This window comes from Brevibacillus fluminis (genome assembly GCF_052072235.1).
Taxonomy (GTDB): Bacteria; Bacillota; Bacilli; order Brevibacillales; family Brevibacillaceae; genus Brevibacillus_D; species Brevibacillus_D fluminis_A.
The window spans coordinates 5,619,329-5,641,284 of record NZ_CM125436.1 but is presented as its reverse complement, the minus strand read 5'-3'; the positions used below and the strand labels follow the sequence as shown (position 1 = coordinate 5,641,284).

23 protein-coding genes are annotated in these 21,956 nt (G+C 53.0%); all 23 read left to right on the top strand.

What is annotated here, in order from left to right:
* The first annotated feature begins 27 nt into the window (after positions 1-27).
* The 23 genes from ACTID9_RS27535 to atpA all read left to right on the top strand — a co-directional run bounded on the left by ACTID9_RS27535 (position 28) and on the right by atpA (position 21,914).
* Positions 28-1,467, top strand: a complete 1,440-nt coding sequence (locus ACTID9_RS27535; RefSeq protein WP_441068659.1) for a cryptochrome/photolyase family protein — start codon at positions 28-30, stop codon at positions 1,465-1,467.
* Between the two features lie 93 nt (positions 1,468-1,560).
* The gene (locus ACTID9_RS27530; protein ID WP_441068657.1) at positions 1,561-2,172 is read left to right on the top strand and encodes a thymidine kinase; all 612 of its coding nucleotides are present in this window, start codon (positions 1,561-1,563) and stop codon (positions 2,170-2,172) included.
* A gap of 93 nt (positions 2,173-2,265) precedes the next feature.
* Complete coding sequence (locus ACTID9_RS27525; RefSeq protein WP_441068655.1) at positions 2,266-2,697, top strand: sporulation protein; 432 nt, start codon at positions 2,266-2,268, stop codon at positions 2,695-2,697.
* Positions 2,698-2,816: 119 nt separating this feature from the next.
* Positions 2,817-3,890 (top strand): peptide chain release factor 1, encoded by a 1,074-nt coding sequence (gene prfA / locus ACTID9_RS27520; protein ID WP_441068654.1) that lies wholly within the window; start codon positions 2,817-2,819, stop codon positions 3,888-3,890.
* 1 nt (position 3,891) lies between these two features.
* On the top strand, positions 3,892-4,779 hold the full coding sequence (gene prmC / locus ACTID9_RS27515) for a peptide chain release factor N(5)-glutamine methyltransferase (RefSeq protein WP_441068653.1): 888 nt from the start codon (positions 3,892-3,894) through the stop codon (positions 4,777-4,779).
* 101 nt (positions 4,780-4,880) lie between these two features.
* Positions 4,881-5,723, top strand: a complete 843-nt coding sequence (gene spoIIR, locus ACTID9_RS27510) for a stage II sporulation protein R (RefSeq protein ID WP_441068651.1) — start codon at positions 4,881-4,883, stop codon at positions 5,721-5,723.
* Between the two features lie 161 nt (positions 5,724-5,884).
* Entirely contained in the window at positions 5,885-6,964 is a 1,080-nt protein-coding gene (locus ACTID9_RS27505; protein WP_441068649.1) for an L-threonylcarbamoyladenylate synthase, read from the top strand.
* A 56-nt stretch (positions 6,965-7,020) separates the two neighbouring features.
* Complete coding sequence (locus tag ACTID9_RS27500) at positions 7,021-7,581, top strand: manganese efflux pump MntP (RefSeq protein WP_441068647.1); 561 nt, start codon at positions 7,021-7,023, stop codon at positions 7,579-7,581.
* 59 nt (positions 7,582-7,640) lie between these two features.
* On the top strand, positions 7,641-8,078 hold the full coding sequence (locus ACTID9_RS27495; protein ID WP_441068645.1) for a low molecular weight protein arginine phosphatase: 438 nt from the start codon (positions 7,641-7,643) through the stop codon (positions 8,076-8,078).
* A gap of 178 nt (positions 8,079-8,256) precedes the next feature.
* Positions 8,257-8,712 (top strand): ribose 5-phosphate isomerase B, encoded by a 456-nt coding sequence (gene rpiB, locus ACTID9_RS27490; protein ID WP_122920566.1) that lies wholly within the window; start codon positions 8,257-8,259, stop codon positions 8,710-8,712.
* Between the two features lies 1 nt (position 8,713).
* The gene (locus tag ACTID9_RS27485; RefSeq protein ID WP_441068643.1) at positions 8,714-9,283 is read left to right on the top strand and encodes a TIGR01440 family protein; all 570 of its coding nucleotides are present in this window, start codon (positions 8,714-8,716) and stop codon (positions 9,281-9,283) included.
* Between the two features lie 41 nt (positions 9,284-9,324).
* Positions 9,325-10,575, top strand: a complete 1,251-nt coding sequence (glyA, locus tag ACTID9_RS27480; protein WP_441068641.1) for a serine hydroxymethyltransferase — start codon at positions 9,325-9,327, stop codon at positions 10,573-10,575.
* Positions 10,576-10,703: 128 nt separating this feature from the next.
* Positions 10,704-11,333, top strand: coding sequence for a uracil phosphoribosyltransferase (gene upp, locus ACTID9_RS27475; protein ID WP_441068639.1), 630 nt, complete (start codon positions 10,704-10,706; stop codon positions 11,331-11,333).
* Between the two features lie 8 nt (positions 11,334-11,341).
* Positions 11,342-12,508: a non-hydrolyzing UDP-N-acetylglucosamine 2-epimerase gene (gene wecB, locus ACTID9_RS27470; RefSeq protein WP_441072750.1), complete on the top strand. Its 1,167-nt coding sequence runs from the start codon at positions 11,342-11,344 to the stop codon at positions 12,506-12,508.
* A 211-nt stretch (positions 12,509-12,719) separates the two neighbouring features.
* Positions 12,720-15,887 (top strand): phosphodiester glycosidase family protein, encoded by a 3,168-nt coding sequence (locus tag ACTID9_RS27465; RefSeq protein WP_441068637.1) that lies wholly within the window; start codon positions 12,720-12,722, stop codon positions 15,885-15,887.
* Positions 15,888-16,092: 205 nt separating this feature from the next.
* A complete protein-coding gene (locus ACTID9_RS27460) occupies positions 16,093-17,280 on the top strand; it encodes an acetyl-CoA C-acetyltransferase (RefSeq protein ID WP_441068635.1) in 1,188 nt (395 codons plus the stop codon).
* A gap of 128 nt (positions 17,281-17,408) precedes the next feature.
* The gene (locus ACTID9_RS27455) at positions 17,409-17,618 is read left to right on the top strand and encodes an AtpZ/AtpI family protein (RefSeq protein ID WP_441068633.1); all 210 of its coding nucleotides are present in this window, start codon (positions 17,409-17,411) and stop codon (positions 17,616-17,618) included.
* Positions 17,619-17,640: 22 nt separating this feature from the next.
* A complete protein-coding gene (locus tag ACTID9_RS27450) occupies positions 17,641-17,997 on the top strand; it encodes an ATP synthase subunit I (protein WP_441068631.1) in 357 nt (118 codons plus the stop codon).
* A gap of 77 nt (positions 17,998-18,074) precedes the next feature.
* Complete coding sequence (atpB, locus tag ACTID9_RS27445) at positions 18,075-18,884, top strand: F0F1 ATP synthase subunit A (RefSeq protein ID WP_441068629.1); 810 nt, start codon at positions 18,075-18,077, stop codon at positions 18,882-18,884.
* Between the two features lie 68 nt (positions 18,885-18,952).
* Entirely contained in the window at positions 18,953-19,168 is a 216-nt protein-coding gene (atpE, locus tag ACTID9_RS27440; protein WP_441068627.1) for a F0F1 ATP synthase subunit C, read from the top strand.
* A 176-nt stretch (positions 19,169-19,344) separates the two neighbouring features.
* Entirely contained in the window at positions 19,345-19,848 is a 504-nt protein-coding gene (gene atpF, locus ACTID9_RS27435; RefSeq protein WP_441068625.1) for a F0F1 ATP synthase subunit B, read from the top strand.
* Positions 19,845-20,369, top strand: a complete 525-nt coding sequence (locus ACTID9_RS27430) for a F0F1 ATP synthase subunit delta (RefSeq protein WP_441068623.1) — start codon at positions 19,845-19,847, stop codon at positions 20,367-20,369. The genes atpF and ACTID9_RS27430 overlap by 4 nt, the downstream gene beginning before the upstream one ends.
* Positions 20,370-20,402: 33 nt before the next feature.
* Positions 20,403-21,914: a F0F1 ATP synthase subunit alpha gene (atpA, locus tag ACTID9_RS27425; protein WP_441068621.1), complete on the top strand. Its 1,512-nt coding sequence runs from the start codon at positions 20,403-20,405 to the stop codon at positions 21,912-21,914.
* The last annotated feature ends 42 nt before the right edge of the window (positions 21,915-21,956 follow it).

Below are 21,956 nucleotides of genomic sequence, written 5' to 3'. Positions count from 1 at the left end.
CAGAACAACGATGTTGGAGGGAAATCCATGGCTGTAATCGTCTGGTTTCGCCGGGACTTGCGCGTGCATGACCATGCAGCCCTTTATCATGCAGTAGAAACAGGCGAGGAGATTTTGCCGGTTTTTGTTCTCGATGTGCGGCAAGAGAAAGATGGGCAGTCGGGGAGAAAGAGTCAAGCGCTGTTCTCCGCGCTTCGCTCCTTGCAAGGAAATCTCGCCGATCTGGGTGCACGCCTTGTGATCAAACGCGGTGAACCAGCAGAGGTACTGGCAGAGCTGGCGAAACACTTTGGAGCCGACAAACTGTTTTTCAATCGGGAGTATGCACCGAAAGCCATCAGCCGAGACGAGCAAGTGGCGGCGGAGCTACAGCGTAACGGTATTTTTACGCAAACGTTCAAAGATATGGTTCTGCATGAAGAGGGAGAATTGCTGAACAAGCAAGGTAAACCGTACGTCGTTTTTACGCCGTACAAACGGGCGTGGCTGACTTTGCCCAAAGACAAGCCGTTTCCAATGCCAAAAAAACTGCGTGCGGCAACGGGTCTTGAGAGCTATCCTTCCGATCTGATTCCAGCGCTTGGCGGGCAAGGCTCGGCGAAGGAGCAAGTGAGGGAAGAGGAGCTATACGGGGAGCGGGCAGCACGCAGACGGCTGGGTCAGTTTCTTGATACGCAGCTCGCTGGGTATAAATTGCAGCGCGATCTGCCCGCGGTGGATGGTACGTCGCGATTATCTTTTGCCTTGCGGACAGGCACGCTTTCGATTCGCACCGTCTATCATTCGGTCCTGGAACGGATGCATCAGATGTCGGGACCTCAATCGGAGGCTGCAGAGACATTTGTCTCGGAACTCATCTGGCGCGATTTTTACCAGCAAGTGCTGTTTCATTTTCCGCATACGGTCGAACAAGCATTTTTGGCGGATTATGAGCAGGTGGAATGGGATGACAACGAGGAACTTTTTCGCAAATGGTGCACAGGTCAAACGGGTTACCCGATGGTGGATGCGGGAATGCGACAATTGAACCAGACGGGGTGGATACACAATCGCGTGCGGATGATCACGGCCTCTTTTTTGGTCAAGGATTTGTTGATCGACTGGCGCAAGGGCATGAACTATTTTGCCGAACAGCTGATTGACCATGACGAGGCCGCCAATTGCGGCGGTTGGCAGTGGTGTGCCTCGACGGGTACTGATGCACAGCCATACTTCCGTATTTTTAACCCGGTTTCACAAGGGGAAAAATTTGATCCGGATGGCACGTACGTGAAGCAGTACGTACCGGAATTGGCACATGTTCCAGCGAAATATGTCCACAAGCCATGGACAATGCCAGAGCTGCTCCAAAAGGAGTCTGCCTGTATGATTGGCCTGGATTATCCGCCGCCTTGTGTCGATCATGCGATAAGCCGACTGATTGCGATCGAACGTTTTTCACAAGCAAAAAAGTTGGGAAATAAATAGTTCGGACGATTGGCGAATCGGACGCGAGATGCTATGATGGACAAGCGATCATGAGCATTCTTGAATACTTTGTAAATAATTGGTGATGATTCCATGTACTTTATGAAACAGAACGGTTGGATTGAAGTCATCTGCGGCTGCATGTTTTCCGGCAAAAGCGAGGAGCTGATTCGCCGGATTCGGCGCGCCAAAATCGCGAAGCTGCGGGTGCAAGTATTTAAACCGCGCATTGATGATCGGTACCATGCGATGGCGGTCGTGTCCCACAATGGTGTCATGGAAGATGCGGTAGCGGTCAGTTCCGCACGGGACGTGCTGGAGCTTGTGAAGCCGGACACCGATGTCGTGGCGTTTGATGAAGTACAGTTTTTTGACGACGAGATCATTGAAGTGTGCCAGTATCTGGCGGACAGAGGCGTCCGTGTCATCTGTGCCGGGCTTGACCAGGATTTCCGCGGCGAGCCGTTCGGGGTGACGCCGATTCTTCTTGCTGTAGCCGAGTATACGACAAAGCTGGAAGCGATCTGCGCCGTTTGCGGCAGCCCCGCTACGCGCACGCAGCGCCTCCTGAACAATGAGCCGGCTGATTACCACGACCCGATCATTTTGGTTGGGACGGCGGAGAGCTATGAAGCCAGATGCCGTCATTGCCACCAAATTCCGGGGAAACCGGGGTTCGTCAAGGAATCGGCGAAACAAGCCTGATTCAGCGTGTGCCAGCCAAAAAGCCACTTTTCTTTTTTGCATGGGTGTGTTCTTCATTGCGCACACTAGGCAAAACAGGAGGTGGCTTTTTGCATGGGTACAAATTCCCGCCTGCATAAAAGTACAGTCTTACTTCTAACCGCCGTGCTGTCCCTGACCGTGCTTGGCGGCTGCAATACGTATCGGGCCCAGCAAAACGAACAGTCGGCGACACCCGGGGCCAATCGTGAAACATTGATGGGGCGCAACCAAAACCCGAACATTCTGGTTGGGAAGCATAGCGTCCGCAATTATTCCGTCGATGAAAAAAGCCTGGAGATGTCGGCAAAGAGCGTGCCGGGTGTTGAAGGCGCGCGTATTTCAATCAGCGGCGGAAACGCCTATGTGACGCTGGATCTCGCCCCGAACATTACGGCGCAGCATGCCCGCGACATCGAGCGGCAAGTCATTGCGAACCTCGTCCAAAAAGCGCCGCGTTACGACTATCATTTGACCTCCAACGACGGTGTTCATACGACACCGTAGCGCACGCAATCCGAGTTGTTGATGCCTTGGCATTGACAGCTTTTTTCTTTGACTTTTCAAGGGTTTTTTCCTATAATTTTAATGTTAACCATCATTCATCTTATATGGGGTGAAGTGCAGTGTTTGATCGCTTATCAGCAGTTGAAGAGCGTTATGAAGAAGTGAATAACTTATTGTGTGACCCCGATGTCATCAGCGATACAAAGCGTTTGCGTGAATTATCGATTGAACAGCGTTCCTTGGAAGAAACGGTTACCGTTTATCGTGAATATAAATCTGTCACAGAGCAGTTGGATGGCGCTAAAATGATGCTGGACGACAAGCTGGACGATGAAATGCGCGAAATGGTGAAGGCCGAGATCGCTGATTTGACCAAGCAGAAAGAACAGCTGGAGCACAAACTGAAAATTCTGCTGCTTCCAAAAGACCCGAACGACGACAAGAACGTGATCGTTGAGGTTCGCGGGGCAGCCGGCGGCGATGAAGCCGCGCTGTTTGCCTCCGATCTGTACCGCATGTACACCCGCTATGCTGAGCGTCAGGGCTTTAAAGTGGAAGTGATCGAAGCCAACGAGACAGAGCTTGGCGGCTACAAGGAGATCATTTTCTCGGTCAGCGGACAAGGCGCTTACAGCAAGCTGAAATTTGAAAGCGGCGCGCACCGTGTACAGCGTATTCCGGCTACGGAATCGGGCGGACGCATCCATACGTCTACCTCTACCGTACTGGTGTTGCCTGAGGCGGAAGAAGTGGAAGTGGAACTGAACGAAAAAGATATCCGTATCGATACGTTCTGTTCCAGCGGTGCCGGCGGACAGAGCGTCAATACGACCAAGTCTGCTGTTCGTGTGACACACATCCCGACGGGGATCGTCGTATCCTGCCAGGATGAGAAATCGCAGCACTCCAACAAGGATAAAGCGTTGCGCGTACTGCGCGCGCGCCTGTTCGACTTCCATCAGCAGCAAGCGATGGCCGAGCAGGACGCGACACGCAAAAGCTTGGTGGGGACAGGTGACCGTTCGGAACGGATTCGCACCTATAACTTCCCGCAAAGCCGCGTGACCGATCACCGCATCGGCATGACGCTCCACCGTCTGGAAAGCATTTTGTCCGGCGAGCTGGATGAAGTGATCGACAACTTGATCATGCATGAGCAAACCGAGCTTTTGCAAAGCCAAGGTGTCGTGTAATATGGTACAGCCAACAACGATTCGAGAAGCCCTGCTCCGGGCTTCTTCCTTTTTACAGGAGCATGGCTGCAAGGACCCGCGGTTTGAGGCCGAGCTGCTGCTGCGCCATGTGCTCGGTATGGAGCGGGCAAAATTTCTCGCCTCATTGCCTGATCCGATGCCGGATGGAGCGGCTGAGCGGTTTCAAGCGCTTTGTGAGCGCCGGGCAGCGCAAGAGCCGCTGCAGTATGTAATCGGAACCCAAGAGTTTTTCGGGCGTGAGTTTGTCGTGCGTCCCGGTGTGCTGATCCCGCGGCCGGAAACGGAAATCCTCATCGAGCAAGTGCTTCAGTACGCGGACAGGCTGTGGACAAAGGAAAGCGAGCTTGCGGTTGTGGATATCGGCACGGGGAGCGGCGCGATCGCATTGACGCTGGCAAGCGAGCGACCGCATTGGGCGGTTTCAACCGTCGACTTGTCCACAGATGCGATCGAGATTGCCCGCGACAACGCCAAGCGGCTTGGGCTTGTGGATAAGGTGAGATTTTTGCAAGGCGACTTGCTGGAGCCGCTCCTTTTGCAGGGGGAACGGGTCGATGTGCTTGTCTCCAATCCGCCGTACATCCCGAGCAGCGATGTATTGGAGCTGGATCGTGAAGTAAAGGAGTTCGAGCCGTTGCTTGCGTTAGACGGCGGTGAAGACGGCCTGAATTGCTATCGGCGCTTATGTGAGGCGCTGCCTCGCGTGCTGAAGGAGCAGGCGTTGGTCGCATTTGAGGTGGGGATTCACCAAGCCCAGGACGTTGCCAGGCTGATGCTGGCAAGCGGTGTGATCGGCGAAACGGCGATCGTTCCTGACCTGGCGGGCATCGACCGCATTGTAGTGGGTGTGCGAACACAAAAAAGTTGAAACTGTGTGTATATTTCTTCCATTGCCCGTCCATACTGACGACTAGAGAGATACAAAAGAAACAAAAACAAGCGTCGGTATTCGAGGGGAGACGATGAAAGATGAAACGGTTCTTACTTGTAGTGTTTTCGTTGGTAATCGCCATGATGTGCTGGGAGCAGCAGCGTTCGTCAGCCAATGTGCTGGATAACGGGCCAATCCCGCAGGAATCTATCCGTTTACGCATCATTGCCAATAGTGATTCTGTCACAGACCAATGGTTGAAACGTGAGGTAAGAGACGCGATCGTCGCCCAGATGAACACCTGGGTCAAAGAAATCGGCTCCTATGATGAAGCGCGCCAAGTGGTGGCCAAGCGTCTGCCGGAACTGCAAAAGCTTGTGGATAAAACCATCGAAGCCCGCGGATTTTCCTACCCGGCTGTGGTTGATTTCGGCCAAGTGCCGTTCCCGACCAAGCTGTACGGTTCCTATGTGTATCCCGCTGGCAATTATGAAGCGCTCCGTGTGCGAATTGGTGAAGCGAAAGGCCAAAACTGGTGGTGTGTGCTGTTTCCGCCGCTGTGCTTCATCGATATGGCCAATGGCGACGCGGTCGCACATGCCGAAGAGCAGACGGGGGCAAAATCCCCACAACCGGCATCTTCAAACGAGCCTTCGTCTTTCGAACAGAAGGCAGGCCTGGAAAAAATGGATGACACGTATCAAAGCATAGATGAAGAGCGCTCGCTATTGCGGGCAGAGCGTTGGATGCAGCCAGCTGAACTTGTCCACAGCGAAGGTGAAACGAAAGCGGAAACGACACCGGAGACAAGCGAGCGTGCAGCAAAACTTGAGCTGGAGGCAAAAACCGAACCGATTGCAGCAGCGACGACGGTCGAGCAACCAGCGCCAAAGGTGGAAGTGCGGTTTTTCCTCTGGGACAAACTGGCCGCCTTGTTTTAACGCAGTACCTAACGATGCTCCCCCTCCCCTACCTTTCGAGGTAGGTTTTTTTTCGTGAGTTTATCCACAAGTTACCCACAGGTTGTTGAAAACTTCTTGGGGAGCTTTTATACTAGGGGCACAAACTGTATTTAGACAGTGGCCGGAAAGGATTTTTAACAATGTTACTACCGATGGTTACAAAGATGTGGATTGTGGATAAAGGTGTGGAAGACCTAAAGACTTGTGCACAGATTGTGGATGCAGCCCGATTGATCCAGCAGGGAGAGGTTGTTGCGTTCCCGACGGAGACCGTTTACGGACTCGGCGCGGATGCATTGTCCAATCAAGCTGTGGAAAAAATATTTGTGGCCAAGGGGAGGCCGAGCGACAATCCGCTGATCGTGCATATCGGCAGTATCGGGCAGCTGGCTACGGTTGTCTCGCAGGTGACAGACGATGCCCAGCGACTGATTGAAGCCTTTTGGCCCGGGCCGCTGACACTGATTTTGCCGAAGCAGGATACGGTTGCCGACCTGGTGACGGCAGGCTTGGAAACGGTTGGCGTGCGGATGCCGGATCATCCGGTCGCCTTGGCGTTGATCAACGCAGCAGGCGTGCCGATTGCCGCTCCGAGCGCCAATCTTTCAGGCAAGCCAAGTCCGACAACCGCTCAGCATGTGCGCCAAGACCTGGAGGGACGGATCGCGGCGATTGTGGACGGCGGAGCGACTGGCGTCGGTGTGGAATCGACCGTGATCGACATGACCGTGAAGCCGGCGATGATCTTGCGTCCGGGTGGCGTCACGTTTGAACAGTTGCAGACGGTTTTGGGAACAGTAGAGATAGATCCGGCCTTTTTGCTGGGAGCGGAGGAAAGTCCGCGTTCCCCAGGCATGAAATATACGCACTATGCGCCGGAGGGTGAGCTGTGGCTCGTAAACGGCGAGCGGGAGGCTGTCCGCAAACGGATGGAGAGCATGCTGCGCGAAGCCCGTCAGATGGGCTGCAAGACAGGGGTACTCGTCACTGTGGAGAACGCGGCGGAATGGGAAGGCAGCGATTGTGCCGACGCGGTTCTTTCCTGTGGTTCCTTGTCCGATTTGGGCAGCGTCGCCCGCGATTTGTACGGGGTGTTGCGCCAGTTTGACAGCCTTGGGGTGCAGTTCATGGTGGCGCCGGTCTTCCCGCGAAAAGGCATGGGGCTTGCCGTCATGAACCGGTTGGAGAAAGCGGCAGGCGGGCGCGTGGTAACCGCCTAAGATGAATGTTTCCCCTCTTGTCCGCATATGGTGAAGAGACAGGAGGGGGAGGAAACGTGGATATCTCATTGTTTCAATGGGGGCAGTTTATTACCTTGCTGCTGATTTCGCTAGCGCTCGGGATGGATGCCTTTTCTTTGGGAATCGGCGTCGGAATGGGTAAACTGCGACTGCGTGAAGTGCTCTCCATCAGCACAACGATCGGTCTGTTTCATGTAGCCATGCCGCTTTTGGGGATCTGGATTGGGCATACCCTCTCCAGCGTCGTTGGGGATATAGCCGTATTGATCGGCGGCGGGGTCCTGATCGCGCTCGGCATACATATGTTATGGAGTGGTTTCACACAGGAAGAAAAGCAGAGCCAGCTTTACACCAAAGGCTTCGGCTTGATCCTGTTTGCGGTTAGTGTCAGCCTGGACGCGCTTTCGGTCGGCTTTTCCTTCGGCTTGATCGAGGTGAACCAGCTTCTGGCGGTCACGCTCTTTGGCGTCACGGGCGGTTTGATGGCCGGCTGCGGTCTGATGATCGGGCGCAGTTTCGGGGGATGGCTCGGCGACTACAGCGAAATCATTGGGGGCGTCATCCTGATCCTGTTCGGGTGCAAATTCCTCTGGTAAGTCCCTTGGAAACGTGCGTATAATAGGACAAACCATATTGTGAAAAAGGAGGGTAACAGATGAAGGTGCTGTTTGTTTGTACCGGAAACACCTGCCGCAGCCCCATGGCGGAAGCGTTGTTTCGGGACAAGACGGAAGGCAGATTCGAGGTCAAATCAGCTGGCGTCTCTGCTTATGCGGGGCAACGTGCATCGGAACACGCCAGAAAGGTTCTGGAGCTTCGCGGCATCGCACACGATCATGCTGCGCAGCGTGTTGACGATCATCTGATTGCCTGGGCCGATCTGATTTTGACTATGACCCATGGACATAAAGCCATGATCCAGCAGTATTTTCCCGGCGTGGCGCATAAACTGTATACGCTGAAGGAATTCATTGGTGAAGCCGGGGAGATCGCCGATCCGTATGGCGGGGATTTCACGCTTTATCAGCAATGTGCTGCCGAATTGGAGCAATCGCTCGACAAGCTGCATGAGAAATTGCGGGGCTGGTTATAAACCAGTCCCTTTTTAAGGCTCGTCCGGATTTCGCCAAAAAATAGGCGTTAACCGAACGTTTTCTGGTTTTTTAACAGTAATGTAACAGGTTTTGCCCCAGTTCTAACAAAATACAGTGACATATCTTCGGGATTAGCGGTATAATAAGCATGAATTACGAAAAAGCGAGGGAACTCACATGAAAGTTGCATTGGCTGCCGATCACGGCGGATTTAAGCTGAAACAAGAGATTAAATCGCTTCTGGAGTCGATGAATATCAGCTATGAAGACTTTGGCTGCGAGTGTGAAACGTCGGTCGATTATCCGGATTACGCGCTGCCGGTGGCTGAAAAAGTGGCATCCGGCGAGTTTGATCGGGGTATTCTGGTTTGCGGCACAGGGATCGGCATGTCGATTGCTGCCAACAAGGTTCGCGGCATTCGCTGCGCGCTGGTGCATGACACGTTTTCGGCAAAAGCAACACGTGAGCACAACGATTCAAACGTATTGGCGATGGGCGAGCGAGTCATCGGACCAGGCCTTGCTTTGGACATCGTGAAAATTTGGCTGGAGACTGAATTTTTAGGCGGTCGCCATGAACGCCGTGTGGACAAAATCAAGGAGATTGAAGCCAAGCACGCGGGAGTGAAGTAAGATGGACCTGGACGTATTGAAGCAACAGGTCAAGACCATCGTGGCAGAAGTGCAGCAAAGCGCCAAACTGGGAGCCGGACGCCTGCTGGTTATCGGCTGCAGCACCAGTGAAGTGCTGGGCAAGCAGATCGGCAAAGCGGGCAGTGCAGAGGTAGCAGCCGCGCTTTACAGCGGCATTCGCGAAGTGCAGGAGGCGCACGGCTTTGATGTGGCCTTTCAGTGCTGCGAGCATCTGAACCGCGCGCTGGTCATCGAGCGGACAAGCATGGAGCGGTTTGGTCTGGACGAGGTGACGGTCGTCCCTGTTCCGACAGCCGGCGGAGCGATGGCAGCTTATGCGTACCGACAATTGAAAGATCCCGTCATGGTCGAGCATATTCAAGCGCATGCAGGAATCGATATTGGCGATACCTTTATCGGCATGCATTTGCGACATGTGGCGGTGCCGATTCGGCCAAGCTTGCGGCAGATTGGGGAAGCGCATGTGACGGCAGCGCAAACCAGGCCGAAGCTGATTGGCGGCGCACGAGCCGTCTACGAGCTGACGGATGCAAATAACAGCTGTTCATAACTACTATATAGAAAAAAGAAGCGATAGGAGGCTATCAAGCCATGTTTGAATTCTTGAAAGAGCAAGACCCGCAAGTAATGGCAGCAATGCGCCAGGAATTGGGAAGACAACGCGACAAAATCGAGTTGATCGCATCCGAGAACTTCGTTAGCCGCGCTGTTATGGAAGCAATGGGAACCGTTTTGACCAACAAGTATGCGGAAGGCTATCCAGGTCGTCGCTACTACGGCGGCTGTGAATATGTCGACATCGTTGAGGATATCGCTCGCGATCGCCTGAAAGAAATTTTTGGCGCTGAGCATGCCAACGTACAGCCGCACTCCGGTGCACAGGCGAACATGGGCGTTTACTTCACCATTCTCCAACCTGGCGATACGGTACTCGGGATGAATCTGTCCCATGGCGGTCACTTGACGCATGGTAGCCCTGTTAACTTCTCTGGAACCTTGTACAATTTCGTAGAATACGGCGTGGATGAAACCACTCACCGCATCGACTATGATGTTGTTCGCGCCAAAGCGCTGGAACATAAACCGAAGCTGATCGTTGCAGGCGCGAGTGCCTATCCGCGCGAAATCGATTTTGCCAAATTCCGTGAAATCGCAGATGAAGTCGGCGCTTACTTCATGGTAGACATGGCGCACATCGCCGGTCTGGTTGCGGCAGGCTTGCATCCGAACCCGGTGCCGCATGCACACTTTGTCACTTCCACTACGCATAAAACATTGCGCGGTCCTCGCGGCGGGATCATCCTCTGCAAAGAAGAGTTTGCCAAAGCGATCGACAAGTCCATGTTCCCGGGCGTACAAGGCGGTCCTTTGATGCACGTGATCGCTGCCAAAGCAGTCGCTTTCGGCGAAGTGCTGAAACCGGAATTCAAAGACTACGCAAGCCGTATCGTGAAAAACGCGAAAGCATTTGCAGAAGCGTTGACGGCTGAAGGTTTGACACTCGTATCCGGCGGTACGGACAACCATCTCGTGCTGGTTGATGTACGCAGCACAGGTTTGTCCGGTAAAGAAGCGGAGCATCTGCTGGATGAAGTTTCAATTACAACGAACAAAAACACGATTCCTTACGATCCGGCCAGCCCGTTCGTCACGAGCGGAGTGCGCATGGGTACGCCAGCGGTGACAAGCCGCGGCTTTGATGAAGAAGCGATGAAAGAGGTTGCCGCAATCATCGCACTGACATTGAAAAACCCGCAGGATGCAGCGAAGCATGAAGAAGCCCGCGCCCGCGTGGCCGCACTTTGCGCCCGCTTCCCGCTCTACGAAGGCTTGCAATACTAAAAGAACCAAACAGGCCCAACGGCGTCATGCCGTAGGCCTGTTTTCGCGTTTTCAGCCGAAATTGACGGTTGCGGTCGCAAACGCTATTATAAGTAGGATGTCCGCAAAGCAGAAACGGAGGAACATACATGAGTCGTGTATATGTGTTCGACCACCCCTTAATCCAGCATAAATTGACGTTTATTCGTGACAAAAATACGGGAACGAAAGAATTCCGCGAATTGGTAGATGAAGTTGCGACTTTGATGGCGTACGAGATTACCCGCGATATGCCATTGCAAGAAACCGAAATCGAGACGCCGGTCACCACAGCTAAATCCAAGGTGCTCGCCGGTAAAAAAATCGGCTTGATTCCAATCCTGCGCGCCGGCCTCGGCATGGTTGACGGCGTACTGAAGCTGATCCCTGCCGCAAAAGTGGGCCATATCGGCTTGTACCGCGATCCGGAAACATTGAAGCCTGTTGAATATTATGCCAAGCTGCCGACCGACATCGAGGAGCGTGAGCTGATCGTGATCGATCCGATGCTCGCGACCGGCGGTTCCGCATCCGTCGCGATTGCGGCTTTGAAAAAGCGCGGTGCGAAAAACATGAAGCTGATGTGCCTGATCGCCGCTCCTGAAGGAATCAAAGTGGTGCAGGAAGATCATCCGGACGTAGACATTTTTGTTGCTGCAGTCGATGAGCAGTTGAATGACCATGGATATATCGTACCAGGGTTGGGCGACGCAGGTGACCGTCTCTACGGAACGAAGTAGGTGCGATGATGAGCGAAAACCGTAAGCAACTCAAAGTGATGACCGTATTCGGGACAAGACCGGAAGCCATCAAGATGGCGCCGCTTGTCCACGAACTCGGCAAGCATCCCGAGCAGATCCAATCGATTGTCTGTGTGACTGCACAGCATCGGCAAATGCTGGATCAGGTGCTGGAAATTTTCAGCATCACCCCGGATATTGATTTGAACATCATGAAAGATCGCCAGACCCTCCTGCAAATTACGACCCGTGCGCTGGAAGCGTTGGATGAGGTCATCAAGGAGCAGAAGCCGGACATCGTGCTCGTGCATGGCGATACGACGACGACGTTTGTGGCGAGTCTCGCCGCATTTTACAATCAAGTGGCGATCGGCCATGTCGAGGCAGGCCTGCGTACATGGGACAAATACTCGCCATTCCCTGAAGAGATGAACCGCCAGCTGACAGGCGTGATGGCAGACCTGCATTTTTCGCCGACCGATGGTGCAGCTGACAACCTCCGCCGCGAAAACAAGCCGGAGGAAGCGATCTTCGTCACAGGCAACACGGCGATCGATGCGCTGCAAACAACGGTGCGCGCTGACTATACGCATCCGGTTTTAAGCAAAACGGCAGGCAAAAAGATGGTGCTCATGACCGCTCACCGCCGCGAAAATCTGGGTGAGCCGATGCGCCGCATTTTCCGTGCTGTCCGCCGTCTGGTCGACGAGCATCAGGATATTGCCGTGGTGTATCCGGTGCACTTGAATCCGGCTGTGCAGGAAGTGGCCCAGGAAATTTTGGGGAGCCACGAGCGCATCCATCTGATCGAACCGCTGGATGCATTTGACTTCCACAACTTTGCGCGTCGCGCCCACCTGATTTTGACCGATTCCGGCGGTGTACAAGAAGAAGCGCCTTCGCTTGGCGTGCCTGTCCTCGTTCTGCGTGATACGACAGAGCGTCCGGAAGGCATCGAAGCGGGCACGTTGAAGCTTGCCGGGACCGATGAAGATCAAGTGTACCGTCTGGCGGACGAGCTGCTCCGCGATGCTGCAGCCTATGAAAAAATGGCGAAAGCAGCCAACCCGTATGGCGACGGCAAAGCCTCCGAGCGCATCGTGGAAGCGATTCTCTACCATTTTGGATACAAGAGCGAGCGTCCGGCGCCATTTCAGCCAGGCCACGCAAAATAAAAGGATGAGGCGTTTGATGACGCCTCTTTTTCCTTTCGCAGCTACATAGAGACTTTTCGTGATTGTCGAAATTTACCAGAAAAAATCGACGGAATCGATGAAACCAAACAGCCAAAATCCGCGTCAAACGAATATGGATAATTTTGCACGCGAGACGGCTTATTCTTATAAAAAGAGAGATAGTTTTTTCCTGAGGAGAGGAGTTTGCACCGTGAAAAAGCATAAGGTCTTGTCGCTCGTCACGGCTGGCGTCATCGCGTGGGGAGCGATTTTTCCGTTGGCGGCAAACGTGGCGGAAGCGCGAGTTGTGACCAGCCCGCTGTCGATCATGTGGCAGCAGACGATTGGTGAAGGAGCCACGCTGATAAAATATACCAAATCTTTCGGCGATCAACAGGTGACGGTCTTTGTCACCAAAGCGGACCTCAACAATCAGTATCTTGAAGTGAAGCCGGTGTACGGCACAGGCGGCTTGCTGACGCAAAAGCAAACCGTCACCCAGATGGCCCGCGAAACAGGAGCCATCTCGGCGATCAATGCCGACTTTTTCAACATGACAAAACGCGGTGCGCCGTTTGGGCAGGTGCTCAAGGATGGCGAGATCATCTCGTCAATGGGGCAGATCGATTACTGGTACAGCCTCGGAATCACCGACGACAAAACGGCGGCGATCGAACATTTCACGTTTTCCGGCAAGGTGACGGCTCCAAGCGGCGTGACGTTCCCGCTGCGCGGAATCAACAAGGAAGAGTACAACACGACAAAAGGCAAAAGCCATCTAGATCAATTGAACATGTACACGCCCAAATTCGGCAAGACAAGCCTTGGGCCAATATCCGGCTACCAAAACATCGTGGAAGTAGTCTTTGACAACAACGTGGCGAAAGAAGTGCGAATCAATCAGCCGGCCGCGACGATTCCGCCAAACGGTTATGTGCTTTGGGGACAAGGAGCAGCTGCCAACTTTTTGCTGCAGCAGTTCCCTGTGGGCTCGACAGCGCAGATTGATTACCAGAATGCCCCGACCGACCGGAACTGGATGCAGGCGGTAGGCGGTCAGCTGCTGCTGGTCAACCAGGGCAAGGCGATCACGTCCTTTAATGTGGACAGCTCGGTCAAAGGCTTGAATGCGCGGACGGCGGTAGGGGTTTCCCAGGATGGCAAAACCATGTACATGGTGGCGGTCGACACGGCCAGCAGCTCCGGTCTAAGTCTCGAAGAGCTGGCACAGATCATGGTGGAGATCGGTGCGTACAAAGCGGTCAATTTCGACGGCGGCGGGTCCACCACAATGTCCGCGCGGATGCTGGGCGAGACGGATGTGCGGGCGATCAACACGCCTAAAGGCGGAGCGGAGCGTCGCGTGCCGACGGGACTTGCCATCTACAATACGGCGCCTCCGGGCGATTTGCTCGGTTTTCAGATCAATGGCCCGACAGAGGTGTTGATCGGACAAGCTGCCGAATTTACAACCAAGGCATACGATACGCATTATTTGCCTTATACGATCAAGCCTGACCAGATTAACTGGCAGGTCGGAGCGGATGCGGGAACATTCGAGCAAAACAAGTTTATCCCGAGTCGTTCCGGCACGACAACGATTACGGCAACAGTCGGCAATGTGTCGCAAAAACGCGATGTGAGTGTCATAACAGGTAAGGACATCGAACAGATCATCGTCGGACCGAATCCGATCAATATCGCGCCTGGTCAAACGCTTGGGCTTGATATCAAGCTGAAAACCAAAAAAGGCCAGATGATTGCGGCAACACCGAAAAGCGTAACCATTTCGGTTGATTCACCGTCGGCTTCGGTCGACGACAATCTCCAGCTCATTGCGGGCGACCAGGTCGGGAAAGCCAACCTCAAGGTTACATACGACGGGCTCAGCACGACGGTGCCAGTAAATATCGGCGCATTTGAGCAGCCGTGGCTGACATTCGACAACCAGCCGTCCATGTACCATACCGCTTATCCGGATTCGCTCAGCTCGCACGGTTCCTTCGCGGCAGTGAGTGCCGGCGGAAACGATCCGGTATTCCGTACGAAAAAAGCAGCGAAACTGACGTACAATTTTGCCGGCGCGCCGGAAAGCGATTCCCGGATCGCGTATGGCCGACTTGGCTCCAAGCCGGAAGACATCCCGGGCAAGCCGTTCGGTATGGGCCTGTGGGTATATGGCGACAGCAGCAATCACTGGCTGCGCGCAGAAGTGCTCGACGCAAAAGGGAAAGTCTATTACGTCGATCTGGCCAAGCGCATCGATTGGACAGGATGGCAGCAGGTGAAAGGATACTTCCCGGCAGCAGCGGTGTATCCATTGCAACTGCGCAGCATCTATGTCGTCGACCCTGCAGAAAACAATGAGATCCTGCCGGAGAGCGGCACGGTTTATTTTGACGAAGCGTCCCTGCTCTATCCAGCGGAGAGCGCTGTGAAGCCTAGCGGCAAAACGGTGCAAACCAACACGCCAGGAACCCTCTCGTTGGGCGCGGAACTCGACATGAGCTATTCGTTTGCAGCCACGTCGAGCTTCCTGGATACCGTCTCGCTTGGTGTGAATTCGATCATCAACCAGCAGCTGCCTGGCTACGTACCGGCCGACTATGCGTTTACCGTGAAGCCGGGAGCGCTGAAGGCGGGCAAGCAGGACCAATTCGGCAATACGACATCCACAGTGAAGCTGGCCGCGAAAAACTGGATCAAAGGAAAAGGAATCGGTTTGCTCTATGTGAATGAGGCGAACCAGACATTTGATCCATTGATCGGCCAGGTCGATGAACAAGGGAAGTGGGTCTATCCGATCAACGCATATGGAACCTACATCCCGTATTATCTCGATAAGCCGGCCGATGTGCCGTTTGTCGACATCATCAACCATCCGGCCAAGGATGAGATCACCTATATGGCCCAGAAAGGGTTGGTCAAAGGGATTACCAACGAATTGTTCGGACCGGAAAATTCGTTGACAAGAGCGCAGTTTGTCACGCTGTTGGCCCGCGTCTTCGCGTGGGAGCTTCCGGCCAAGCCAAAGCTCTCCTTTAAGGACACCATTCCCGACTATGCGCAAGGACCTGTGCAAGTCGCGTTGACCAAAGGCTTGGTAAAAGGCTACACCGATAAAACGTTCAGACCCGACCAGGCTGTGACCAGGGCGGAAGCGGCCGTCATTCTCGACCGCATTCTGCAAAAGAAAGCCCAGCCTGCCCAAGCACCAGCCGATAGGAAAGCGTGGCCGCAATGGGCGTCCGCTGCAATCAACAACGTAGCGGGCCAAGGGCTGATGGACAGCCAGAACGGCAAGTTCGAGCCGAACAAACCGACTACACGGTCTGTGACAGCAGTAGCGCTCTATCGAATCTTGCAGCAGAAGAAATAGGGAAGCCCCTGTGAAAGCCGCATCCACCTCCTATGAGGCAGGATGCGGCTTTTTTTTAAAAGAGGTTACGTGTAAGCCCAGGTTTTCGAACTGCAAAGAGCCATAACTTAACGTTTTTTTAATCATTTTTGTAACCTGCTCCTCTTATAATGGAAGGATGCCACAGTGTGGCTACGCCGATATAAACAAGCGAGGAGTGGAAGCGATGAGTAAAAAGGAAGTTGTGATTGTCAGCGCAGTGCGTACCGCAATCGGGAGCTTTCAAGGGGGACTAGCCGGTGTGTCCGCTACCAAACTGGGCGCTTTGGTGCTGGAGGCAGCGCTTGAGAAGGCTGGAGTAGGGAAAGAGCAAGTCGGTGAGGTCATTTTGGGCAATGTGCTCCAAGCGGGCCTGGGCCAAAATCCTGCGCGTCAGGCAGCGATTCAGGCTGGCCTCGAGCACGCGGTTCCTGCCATGACCATCAACAAAGTGTGCGGTTCCGGTCTGAAAGCCGTCCATCTTGCTGTCCAGTCCATCCTCGCAGGAGATACAGACGTCATTCTCGCAGGCGGTATGGAAAACATGAGCCAAGCGCCTTATCTGCTGGAGGGCGCGCGCAACGGCTATCGAATGGGCGATCAAAAAGTAGTGGATTCGATGATTCGCGATGGACTGTGGTGCGCATTCAACGATTACCATATGGGGATTACTGCGGAGAATTTGGGTGAAAAGTATCAGATCACCCGTGAGGAACAGGATGAATTCGCAGCGTGGAGCCAGGAGAAGGCAGTGGCCGCGATCGCAGCGGGACGCTTTGCAGATGAGATCGTTCCGGTGCCGATTCCGCAGAAAAAAGGAGACCCGGTTCTGTTCGCAACCGACGAATTCCCGCGCGCAGGCGTCACCGCAGAATCGCTCGGCAAGCTGCGCCCTGCATTCAAAAAAGACGGTTGCGTAACGGCCGGCAACGCTTCGGGTATTAATGACGGCGCAGCAGCGCTGCTGATCATGTCCCGGGAAAAAGCCGATGAATTGGGCCTTAAGCCGCTGGCCCGGATCGTTGCAAACGCCAGCGCTGGTGTTGACCCGAGCATCATGGGGATCGGTCCGGTTCCTGCGACCAAACGCGCGCTGGAAAAAGCCGGCCTGTCACTGGAAGACATCGATCTGATTGAAGCGAATGAGGCATTCGCGGTTCAATCCCTTTCGGTTGGCAAAGAGCTGGGATTCGACAAGGAAAAACTGAACGTAAACGGCGGCGCGATCGCGCTCGGACATCCGATCGGCGCGAGCGGCGCACGCATTCTCGTCACGCTTGTCCATGAGCTGCAAAAGCGCGACGGCAAATACGGCTTGGCGACGCTGTGCATCGGCGGCGGTCAAGGTGTTGCAACGATAATTGAGAAGATTTGAACCAATTGTGAACGGTTTGTGTACAGTATGACTGGAAGTTGACAAAGCGGATAAATCTTCGTTAATATGGATGAGGGCAAAGGGTATGACCACATGCCCTCTCCTTATGTCGAAAGGGGATCAGATGCATGTCGAAGCTGGATAATCCTTGGCAAGCCATCGTTTTTGTCAGCTTTATCGGGATTGATTTGGCGATTTGTGTCATGGCGGGCGTATGGCTCGGACAATATCTGGATCGACAATTTGCAACAAGTCCCGTATGTATGATCATCGGGTTGTTTTTGGGTTTAGGGGTCGGTATTTATAGTGTGTATCGATTGATCCGTTCGTATTTGTAAGGAGATAGTTAGGAGATTGAGCATGCAAGAGTTTACGACAGCAATGCGCCAAACATTCCGCTTCGCCTTCTTTTTTATGGCTGCTTCTGTGATACTCTGGGCACTGTTGCCTGAACACAAGGTCTTTCTCCAGAGCATCTTCGCAGGTATGTTTGCTAACACCATCAACAATGCCGTACTGTTCAGCAAAGCGTGGAAAACGACGAAACCGGGCAGCCGCCCCAGAGGAACGGGGATGTTGCAGCGATTCGTGATGGTTGCGTTTCTCGCATATCTGACGGTGCGATTCCCCGAAATATTCGTCATATCTGGTGCACTTATAGGATTTTTCCTCATTCAAGTGGTCAGCCTTCTATTCGTTTATCGCTCCTTTAAATAGATACAGTTGTTTTACACATGCACTTAACAAGGAATCTTTACAAATCTTAATTTTGTCGATAGAAAGGGGTGAAATACATGCATTTATCTCCGCGCTTTGAATGGTTGGGTTTGGTATTCGACATTCCTACCATGATCATGATGGTGGTAACCGCTCTGGTAGTATTTTTACTTGTGGTTGGATTGACACGAAATATGTCGTCTGGCGTGCCTCGCGGAGCTCAAAATTTCATCGAATGGGTGATCGACTTCATTCGTGGAATCTCCGGCAACTTTTTGGACAAGAAGTACGCGTCCCGAGTGGTTGCGCTTGGCTTGACCATTTTCCTGTATATCTTCATCGGGAACCAGCTGGGCTTGGTTCTGAATATCACCACCTCTTACCATGGGCAAATCAGTGAAAGCTTCATGAAACAACTGACGCTGTCCGGTACACCGGAAGCTGCTCATGCAAAAGAAGAAATGATTAAAGAAGAGTTGGCAAGCGAACACGGTTTGCCAGTATCCTGGTGGAAATCGCCGACAGCGACTCCTTCTGTAACATTTGCACTGGCGTTTGCCGTTCTCCTTTACTCGCACTATCTCGGTCTGCGTAAAGGTGCAGGCAAATACTTCAAGCATTATGTGGAACCGCATCCATTGATGCTCTTGCTGCACATTATGGAGGATTTCATCATCAAGCCGCTGACGCTCCCATTGCGTTTGTTCGGTAACATTTTTGCCGGTGAGGTCTTGATCTCCGTACTGTTGGGCACAGGTGTCCTGGTAGCGACGCTGCCATTGATTGTATGGCTGGGTTACTCCGTATTCGTCGGTTCCGTACAAGCGTACATCTTCACAACGCTGACGATGGTGTACATCTCGCAAAAAGTTAACGAAGATCACTAGGTTTTCCTTGGAAAGAACCGTTTTACAACAAAAACTAATTCACGAACATTTTAAGGAGGTATTTTGTAATGACTGGTTTGTTTGCTGCTGGTATCATGTTTGGTCTCGCTGCTGTAGGTGCAGCTATCGGAAACTCTTTGGTTATTAAGAGCACAATTGAAGGTGTTGCTCGTCAACCTGAAGCACGTGGTAACCTGATGGGTCTCATGTTCTTGGGTCTGGGTCTTGTAGAGGCGTTGCCAATCATCGCTGTTGCTATGGCCTTCGTATTCATGAATAGATAAGCTTGTGCAAACAAGCTGAAGTGGCGGGGGCTAGACCTTCGCCTCTCTTATGTGGAGAATGTGTGAAACGTTTTCCTCTTGAAAACAAGGCGGTCACGGCCGTTTTGTACAGGCTTCCTGAATGTTTTTCTATGCGACTAGGATTCTCCTGTTAGACCGGAAGGAGTGAAATTGAAATGGTAGACTTGGGGACTGTATCTCTCGAGTGGGGAACGCTGATATTCCAGATCATCATTTTCTTGGTGTTACTGGCACTCGTTCGTAAATTCGCGTTGGGCCCGGCGCTTGGCGTTATGGAAAAACGCCGCCAACATATTGAAGCAGAGATTACCGGTGCGGAGCAAAGCCGCCAAGAAGCTGAAAAGCTGTTGGCAGAGCAACGCCGTCTGCTTGATGAAGCACGCCAAGAATCCAAAGCGATTCTGGATCGCGCTGCGAAACAAGCAAGCGATGAAGCTGCTCGCATTGTTGAAGAAGCAAAAACATCTGCTGAGCGTTTGAAAGCGGATGCCAGCGCTGATCTGGCGCGTGAAGTGGAAAAAGCAAAAGCGGAGCTGCGCGATCAAATGGCAGGCTTGTCCGTAATGCTGGCTTCCAAAATCATCGAGAAGGAATTGGATGAAGCCGCTCAAAAGAGCACGATTGACCAATTCCTGAAACAAGCGGGAGATCGCCTATGAGTAGCGGTGTTGCAAAACGCTACGCACGCGCACTGTTCGAAGTAGCGAAAGAGCGCGGGCTGATCGAGCAAATTGAGTCTGAATTAAAAGATATCGTTGCCGCTGTTGAGTCAAATCAAGAGTTGGGCAAAATCTTGAGCCACAATCAAATCTCCAGAGAGTCGAAAGAGCAATTGCTCAAAGATCTCTTTGGCGCGCATGTTGCGGCGGAGACGCTGAACTTTTTGAGCGTTTTGATTGACAATGGTCGTGAACTCGAACTGGGTGAAATCGCAACTGCCTATGTCGCGATGGCGAATGAAGCGCGCGGCGTTGCTGATGCGGTTGTAACGACTGCCAAACCGTTGGGCGAAGAAGAAGTGAACGAGCTTGCCGTACAATTCGGCAAGAAAGTAAACAAGACGCTTCGCGTGCAAACGGTTGTTGATCCAGCAATTCTCGGTGGCGTGGTTGTACGAATTGGCGACCGTCTGTATGACGGTAGCATCAAGCGCAAATTGGAACAGTTCGCGCACCAATAATAAAACGTTTCTGATGAATGGGGTGACATTTACGTGAGTGCAATCAGACCGGAAGAAATTAGCTCGCTCTTGAAAGAGCGCATTGCTAACTATAAAGCTGAAATTGAAGTAGTTGACGTCGGTACGGTTATCCAAATCGGTGACGGTATTGCTCGCGTGCACGGTTTGGAGAAGGTAATGGCTGGGGAACTGGTCGAATTCCAAAACGGCGTAATGGGAATGGTGCAAAACCTGGAAGAAGGCAACGTAGGTGTCGTTATTCTCGGTCCATTCCGCGGCATTAAAGAAGGCGACAGCGTAAAACGTACAGGCCGCATCATGGAAGTGCCTGTAGGCGAAGCGTTGCTCGGTCGTGTCGTTAACCCGCTCGGTCAACCGATCGATGGTTTGGGTCCTGTAAACACAACTGAATTCCGTCCGATCGAAAGCCCTGCGCCTGGCGTAATGGCTCGTAAATCGGTACATGAACCGTTGCAAACTGGTATCAAAGCGATTGACTCGATGATTCCAATCGGCCGTGGTCAGCGTGAGTTGATCATCGGTGACCGTCAAACAGGTAAAACATCCGTTGCGCTCGATACGATCATCAACCAAAAAGGCAACGGCATGATTTGTATCTACGTTGCGATCGGCCAAAAGCAATCCACTGTTGCAGGCGTAGTGGAAACACTGCGTAAGCACGGTGCGCTGGATTACACAATCGTTGTATCCGCGACTGCTTCCGACCCGGCACCACTCTTGTACCTGGCGCCTTACACAGGCGTATCCATGGGTGAGTATTTCATGTACAAAGGACAACACGTTCTTTGCGTATACGATGACTTGTCCAAACAAGCGGCTGCATACCGCGAAATGTCCCTGTTGCTCCGCCGTCCTCCAGGTCGCGAAGCGTACCCAGGTGACGTATTCTACTTGCACTCCCGTTTGCTGGAGCGCGCTGCGAAGCTGTCCGATGACTTGGGCGCAGGTTCCTTGACTGCATTGCCGTTCATCGAAACACAAGCAGGTGACGTATCCGCATACATCCCAACCAACGTAATCTCCATTACGGATGGTCAGATCTTCCTTGAGACCGACTTGTTCAACGCAGGTCAACGCCCAGCGGTGAACGCGGGTATCTCCGTATCCCGCGTAGGTAGTGCGGCACAGATCAAAGCGATGAAAAAAGTTGCGGGTCCATTGAAGCTTGAATTGGCACAATTCCGCGAGCTGGCTGCGTTCGCGCAGTTCGGTTCCGATTTGGATAAAGCAACGCTGGCGCGTTTGACTCGCGGTCAACGCCTGGTAGAAGTGATGAAACAAGGCAACAACGATCCAATGCCTGTTGAAAAGCAAGTCATTGCGATTTACATGGCGACAAAAGGCTATGTTGACGATATTCCGGTAGGCGACGTAACTCGTTTCGAGAAAGAGTTGCTGGCGTTCATCGAATCCAACAAGCCACAGCTGTTGGAACACATCCGTTCCACAAAAGATTTGCCTGCTGAAGCTGATTTGAATGCAGCGATCGAAGAGTTCAAGAAGGGCTTTGCTGTAAGCCGTTAATTTTGCTCTCAACAGACATCTTATGCATGCCGGGCGGTCCTT

Coding starts and splice junctions, on each gene's coding strand:
- ACTID9_RS27535 (WP_441068659.1), top strand. CDS start 28: ATGGCTGTAATCGTCTGGTTTCGCCGGGACTTGCGCGTGCATGACCAT.
- ACTID9_RS27530 (WP_441068657.1), top strand. CDS start 1,561: ATGTACTTTATGAAACAGAACGGTTGGATTGAAGTCATCTGCGGCTGC.
- ACTID9_RS27525 (WP_441068655.1), top strand. CDS start 2,266: ATGGGTACAAATTCCCGCCTGCATAAAAGTACAGTCTTACTTCTAACC.
- prmC (WP_441068653.1), top strand. CDS start 3,892: ATGGTACAGCCAACAACGATTCGAGAAGCCCTGCTCCGGGCTTCTTCC.
- spoIIR (WP_441068651.1), top strand. CDS start 4,881: ATGAAACGGTTCTTACTTGTAGTGTTTTCGTTGGTAATCGCCATGATG.
- ACTID9_RS27505 (WP_441068649.1), top strand. CDS start 5,885: ATGTTACTACCGATGGTTACAAAGATGTGGATTGTGGATAAAGGTGTG.
- ACTID9_RS27495 (WP_441068645.1), top strand. CDS start 7,641: ATGAAGGTGCTGTTTGTTTGTACCGGAAACACCTGCCGCAGCCCCATG.
- rpiB (WP_122920566.1), top strand. CDS start 8,257: ATGAAAGTTGCATTGGCTGCCGATCACGGCGGATTTAAGCTGAAACAA.
- ACTID9_RS27485 (WP_441068643.1), top strand. CDS start 8,714: ATGGACCTGGACGTATTGAAGCAACAGGTCAAGACCATCGTGGCAGAA.
- glyA (WP_441068641.1), top strand. CDS start 9,325: ATGTTTGAATTCTTGAAAGAGCAAGACCCGCAAGTAATGGCAGCAATG.
- upp (WP_441068639.1), top strand. CDS start 10,704: ATGAGTCGTGTATATGTGTTCGACCACCCCTTAATCCAGCATAAATTG.
- wecB (WP_441072750.1), top strand. CDS start 11,342: ATGAGCGAAAACCGTAAGCAACTCAAAGTGATGACCGTATTCGGGACA.
- ACTID9_RS27460 (WP_441068635.1), top strand. CDS start 16,093: ATGAGTAAAAAGGAAGTTGTGATTGTCAGCGCAGTGCGTACCGCAATC.
- ACTID9_RS27455 (WP_441068633.1), top strand. CDS start 17,409: ATGTCGAAGCTGGATAATCCTTGGCAAGCCATCGTTTTTGTCAGCTTT.
- ACTID9_RS27450 (WP_441068631.1), top strand. CDS start 17,641: ATGCAAGAGTTTACGACAGCAATGCGCCAAACATTCCGCTTCGCCTTC.
- atpB (WP_441068629.1), top strand. CDS start 18,075: ATGCATTTATCTCCGCGCTTTGAATGGTTGGGTTTGGTATTCGACATT.
- atpE (WP_441068627.1), top strand. CDS start 18,953: ATGACTGGTTTGTTTGCTGCTGGTATCATGTTTGGTCTCGCTGCTGTA.
- atpF (WP_441068625.1), top strand. CDS start 19,345: ATGGTAGACTTGGGGACTGTATCTCTCGAGTGGGGAACGCTGATATTC.
- ACTID9_RS27430 (WP_441068623.1), top strand. CDS start 19,845: ATGAGTAGCGGTGTTGCAAAACGCTACGCACGCGCACTGTTCGAAGTA.